5 protein-coding genes are annotated in these 4225 nt (G+C 44.3%); 3 read left to right on the forward strand and 2 right to left on the reverse strand.

Features of this window, described 5'->3' with window-relative positions; all coding sequences use genetic code 11:
• Nucleotides 1-70: 70 nt before the first annotated feature.
• On the forward strand, nucleotides 71-910 hold the full coding sequence (locus ACXJGZ_RS04250) for an SPL family radical SAM protein (RefSeq protein ID WP_456398361.1): 840 nt from the start codon (nucleotides 71-73) through the stop codon (nucleotides 908-910).
• Here the strand turns inward: ACXJGZ_RS04250 and ACXJGZ_RS04255 are convergent.
• Nucleotides 907-1644, reverse strand: coding sequence for a gamma-glutamyl-gamma-aminobutyrate hydrolase family protein (locus tag ACXJGZ_RS04255; protein ID WP_456326453.1), 738 nt, complete (start codon nucleotides 1642-1644; stop codon nucleotides 907-909). The two genes, ACXJGZ_RS04250 and ACXJGZ_RS04255, sit on opposite strands and share 4 nt — an antisense overlap.
• A 174-nt stretch (nucleotides 1645-1818) precedes the next feature.
• Between ACXJGZ_RS04255 and ACXJGZ_RS04260 the strand changes: the two genes are divergently transcribed.
• Together ACXJGZ_RS04260 and ACXJGZ_RS04265 are read left to right on the forward strand one after the other, a co-directional pair.
• Nucleotides 1819-2148 (forward strand): hypothetical protein, encoded by a 330-nt coding sequence (locus tag ACXJGZ_RS04260; protein ID WP_456398362.1) that lies wholly within the window; start codon nucleotides 1819-1821, stop codon nucleotides 2146-2148.
• Nucleotides 2149-2150: 2 nt separating this feature from the next.
• Complete coding sequence (locus ACXJGZ_RS04265; RefSeq protein WP_456398363.1) at nucleotides 2151-2930, forward strand: hypothetical protein; 780 nt, start codon at nucleotides 2151-2153, stop codon at nucleotides 2928-2930.
• 52 nt (nucleotides 2931-2982) lie between these two features.
• Here ACXJGZ_RS04265 and ACXJGZ_RS04270 read toward each other — a convergent pair whose 3' ends face one another.
• Complete coding sequence (locus tag ACXJGZ_RS04270; RefSeq protein WP_456398364.1) at nucleotides 2983-4161, reverse strand: ATP-binding protein; 1179 nt, start codon at nucleotides 4159-4161, stop codon at nucleotides 2983-2985.
• Between the last annotated feature and the right edge of the window lie 64 nt (nucleotides 4162-4225).

Below are 4225 nucleotides of genomic sequence, written 5' to 3' on the forward strand. Positions count from 1 at the left end.
TTCATCACTCATTCTACCACCCACATAAACTGGCATTATCTTTTTAAATGCCTTTTGGGAACCTCTAGTTATGTATTTACGACCCTTTGATCCATGGAAGTCCAAGCTGTGCACATGTCCCTTCAAATACACGTTAAACATATACACCGGCTGCGATCATGCATGCGTTTACTGCTACATCACATCATACATCCCAAGGGCATTCCAAGTTAGGACGAAAGAGGGGCTTTTGTCGGGGCTCGAAAAAGAGCTTAGAAAGCTCGACAAGCGCTTTATAATAGCTCTCTCCTACTCATCCGATCCCTATCCCACAATCGATAGAGAGCTCAAAATTACGAGGAAGGTTCTCGAACTTTTTAAGCGCTACAACATTAGATGTCTCCTCCTCACAAAATCCAGCCTCTTTGAGCGCGATTTGGACATTTTAAAGGAGCTTAAGTGTGCCGTTGGGATAACTGTGACCACGGTGGACTCAAAAAAGGCTAAACTTCTGGAGCCCAATGCTCCCGACCCTCTGAAGAGGATAAGAGCACTGAAAATGGCTAAAAAAGAGGGAATTCCTGTTTATGCCCGAATCGACCCCATAATTCCCTTTTACACATGGGGAGATTTTGAAAAAACACTTAACGCTCTGAGCTTCGTCTCTCACATAACAGTTTCCACCTTAAAGCTCCGTCCGGACTCATGGAGGAGGATGCAAGCGAAATTTCCCGAACTGATGGAAAAACTCTCTCCCCTTTACGAAAAAGGAGATAAAATCGGAGGCTACCACTATTTGCCAAGGGAGTTTAGATTTCAAATTCTGAAAGAAGCCAGGGAGAAGATAGAAAGGAGAGGGATAACCTTTGGTTCCTGCCGTGAGGGGTATTACTCATATCCGAGCTGTGATGCCTCGCACCTCGTCCCTTAATCCCGTTTTTGTCTCATGGCTTCATTAACGAATGCTTCAAAGAGGGGACGCATGTTCCCCATACACTCCGCATGCCACTGAACCCCTACCACAAATCCTTCACCCATTTCAACAGCTTCTATAACTCCATCTGGAGCATAGGCAACTGCTTTGAGACCTTCTCCAAGGCGCTTTATTGCCTGATGATGATAGCTGTTTACCTCAAGCACAGCATCGCTTGCACTCTCCACTTCTACAGTTGGTTTTAGAATCTCAAAAAGCTTTGTATTGAGCTTTATTTTTACGTTATGAACTGGATAATCCCTCGGGAGCAGATCCTCGCCTCTGGCAAACCAGTCGTGCTTTATAGAGTTTACCACCTCACTCTCCAGATCTTGGTAGAGGGTTCCCCCAAGGGCCACGTTTATGAGCTGAACACCGCGGCATATGCCCAGAATTGGAAGTCCCATCTCGAGGGCTTTTTTAAAGAGTTCAATCTCAAATTGATCTCTGTATGGTTCAATGCTCCTGATCTTGGGGCTTATATCTTCTTTATAATGTTTGGGGTGAATATCACCACCACCTGCAAATAAAATCCCATCTACGATTTTAAGGGCATCTTCGACATTCATAAAGGGCGTTAGGAGAACCGGAACTCCCCCAGCTTTTTGGACGCTTTTAACATAGGCTTCCTTTAAGAACAGAGCTTTTTTCTTCCATAGATAGGATGTTGTAATTCCAATTACAGGCTTCATTATATCACCACCAACATTGTTGAGGGAACTGGTATTTAAACTTCATTGCCTCTCCACCTCCAATCCATGAGCACAATCCATATAAGACAGAAGATCAGAGAAAAACAGGAGTGGAATTATATCAAACTTTCATTTTTTAATTTCATAAATTCATTCATGAGAAGAGGGGTATGGATGAAACTGAAAAATACTTGGACAAAGTTGATATTTTTAACCCTGATTTTAGCCTTTCTATTCTGGCTTCCCATTCCGGGGATAAGAGCATCGTCAGAGGATGGGAACTTAATATACTGGTTCTTAGTTGCATTTCTTAATACACTGGTGCTGGGTTACATGATAGTTCCAAAGCTTTTTGTAGAAGGATTTATTGTCGCAGCGGTTTTCTCACCGATAGCGGTGGTAGTTCACGGTAAAAGTCATAAGAAGAGCGCACTTTGTGGAGGTCCTTTTATCGAACTTCTTATTTGGCTGGCTTGTTGTGACCATACTTTACTGGAGGTATGAGGATGAGGGTTGAGATTAGAGAAGTTGATGAAACTAATATAGAGGACATGATTTCAGTGTGTAATCCTCCTACCATCAGTGAGGCGTACAAGAAAGGCGTCGAGATCAAGAGGGTTTGGCTTCTCGAGATGCTGAGAACGTATGGGGATGTGGGCTTTGTTGGATATTTCAATGGAAAGCCCGCCGCTCAGCTATTAACCTACCCTGAAAAAGCAGACCCGACAAGTCTGAAGCGAGAAAACGTTTTAGTCATCAACTGCATATACAATCCTCTTTTAGAAGCCCAAAGAAAGGGAATAGCAATGACTATGGTCGAGAAACTCATTGAAAAGGCAAGAGGGAAATATGAATTTTTGCTCACTCATGTATTTGATACGGGAGAGTTTTTGTCACAGGCAGAGTTCTTTAAGAGGTTAGGCTTCAAAGAGATAACTAAAGAAGACCTTTACTACTCTTTCAGCGGGAGGGAGCTTAAAGAACCCTATTCTGGCTTTTGGAAGGGTGGAGAGGAATATAAGAGGAGCAACGAGGATATCGGCAAAGTCTTAATATTTTACGAGCCTGCATGCCCCTTCACTTATCTTTGGGCACATAGGAGTAAAGAAATAGTGAAAGAAATTGCTCCGGAACTGGAGATAAGAATGTTGAATGGATGGGAACATCCAGAAGAGTTTGTGTCCAGGGAACGGAACTGGATGTTGGTGAACGGCATTCCAATAAAATCGCTCCCCATAGAAAGAGAGACGTTTAAGGAAGAAATTAAGAATGCACTGGAAACTTAAAATTAAGGGATAAATGTGAGAAAATTTGAAAAAGGTGTCAAAGCCCGTTATTTTATTTCTCATGGAGTGTGAGAAGGAAAAACGGAACTTCGTCTTTTTCCAGCACCTTAACGTTCTTTGGATACCTCCTGTGAGCCTTTCCAGCTTTGATCTCTATTCTCATTCCACCCGCTATGGCATCCACCTCATAGCCGTTGCGGTAGTAGTAAACCTCGCCAAATCTCCGGTATAAATGCTCCTGCACTATCCACTCATAGAGTGCGTCTTCCCTCAGCTCCGCCCCGCTCCATAGTGAGAAAAGTCTCGCAAGGAGTGGATCTCTGAAAAAGAACTTCTTTTCCCTCCTGTAGAGTATCTGGTTGCCCTGTTTAAGGTGCGCAATGTTGAGAAGGTAGAGCTCCCCGAAGAACTCGATATAGTTTTGGATCACCTTGTAAGAGTAGCCCGATGTCATAGCCGCTAGCGCTCGAAAGCTCGTGGCGGAGGGGGCGCTTCGGATGATGGCGGAGAACGTTTCCCTTGCTATCTCAAGACTCTTTCCAAAGCGAACGAACTCGCCAATGTATGCTCCGAGGAGATCATCCATTGGGAGACCGTTTATTGATGCTGGAAAGCCTCCAGTTTTGAGGTATTCCTCGAAGAGCTCAATGGTTCTTTCCCTGTGTAATTCCGGATTTCTGAGACCCATCACCCTAGCATACTCAGAAAACGAGAGCGGCATGATTTCAAGCGTCTTTCCATTTCCCTTTCTCCCGGGAAAGAGTTCAATGTCCCGTTTAACCTTTAAAGAGCTTGAACCGGTAATCGTGACAATGTCCCTCTCCAAAACTCCCGCATCCACAAGGGGTTTAACACCTCTCCACCAACCTTCAAGCGAGGATGCTTCATCCAGAAAGATGTATCCTGTTTTTATGCCCGCCTTCTCTTTCAGCCGCTCAAATTCTCTCAACACCTTTGAGAGCTCGTGATAGTCGGGGAGTATCTCCGCGTTTATGTAGAGCACGGATTCGGGTTCTTTCTCCTTCAGGAGCTCATGAATGAGGAGTTTTATTCCCGTAGTTTTTCCAACCTGTCTCGGGCCGAGCACGAAGTTCAGTGAGAACGGTTCAAGAGAGAGCTTTTTTACCCATTCCGGCATCCAGCGGATTTTCTGTTCCTTCCAGCGCCTCACATGGTAGTCCTCTTTACCCTCCCACCATGGGTTCATGTATGAGATGTCGCCCAGCTTCATATGACCACCTGAGAAATATTAGTTCTCAATCCTTTATAAATGTTGAGAAATTTTGATTCTCATA

Source organism: Palaeococcus sp. (in: euryarchaeotes) (genome assembly GCF_053987695.1).

What these genes read in the sequence shown, in the direction of transcription:
- ACXJGZ_RS04250 (WP_456398361.1), top strand. Translation starts at nt 71, where the DNA reads ATGTATTTACGACCCTTTGATCCATGGAAGTCCAAGCTGTGCACATGT.
- ACXJGZ_RS04255 (WP_456326453.1), bottom strand. Translation starts at nt 1,644, where the DNA reads ATGAAGCCTGTAATTGGAATTACAACATCCTATCTATGGAAGAAAAAA.
- ACXJGZ_RS04260 (WP_456398362.1), top strand. Translation starts at nt 1,819, where the DNA reads ATGAAACTGAAAAATACTTGGACAAAGTTGATATTTTTAACCCTGATT.
- ACXJGZ_RS04265 (WP_456398363.1), top strand. Translation starts at nt 2,151, where the DNA reads ATGAGGGTTGAGATTAGAGAAGTTGATGAAACTAATATAGAGGACATG.
- ACXJGZ_RS04270 (WP_456398364.1), bottom strand. Translation starts at nt 4,161, where the DNA reads ATGAAGCTGGGCGACATCTCATACATGAACCCATGGTGGGAGGGTAAA.